Source organism: Vibrio sp. 1402 (assembly GCF_033340275.1).
Map to the genome: position 1 here is coordinate 1 of NZ_JAWOWE010000654.1, position 531 is coordinate 531.

The window sequence follows — 531 nt, forward strand, 5'->3', positions numbered from 1 at the left end:
TCCAGAGAAAGGCACCTATCGCCTTGTTTTTGAATTAAAGAAAAACGTTCAGGCAGAGTTATTCAAACTCAGTCCAACGCCGGGCGGCCAATATGGGCATCGTTTGGTGATTGACCTGCCACACGGTAAGAAAACCGCGACAGCAGCAGCGAAACCAAGCAAACCGGCGACAACCAGCAAAGACATGAGTACCGTACAGCGTGCTCAAGAAGTATTGATCGTGATCGATCCTGGTCATGGTGGTGAAGACCCTGGCTCAATTGGTCCATCTCGTCGCAAGTATGAAAAAGACGCGGTACTGAGCATTTCTCGTAAGCTTGCAGCGCAACTTGATGCGACGCCGGGAATCAAAACGCGCATGACGCGTACCGGTGACTACTTTGTTAACTTAAACCGCCGTGTCGCATTTGCCCGCGAAAATGACGCGCACCTGTTAATCTCAGTTCACGCGGATGCGTTCACGTCACCACAACCTCGTGGGGGATCGGTATTCGTATTGAATACGCGTCGCGCAAACAGTGAGATTGGTCG

General features: G+C 51.2%; 1 protein-coding gene. It reads left to right on the forward strand.

Annotated elements, in window-relative coordinates; translation table 11 throughout:
- Positions 1 to 531 (forward strand): N-acetylmuramoyl-L-alanine amidase (locus R7044_RS27770; protein ID WP_225456310.1); only part of this gene is annotated, 531 nt, incomplete at both ends.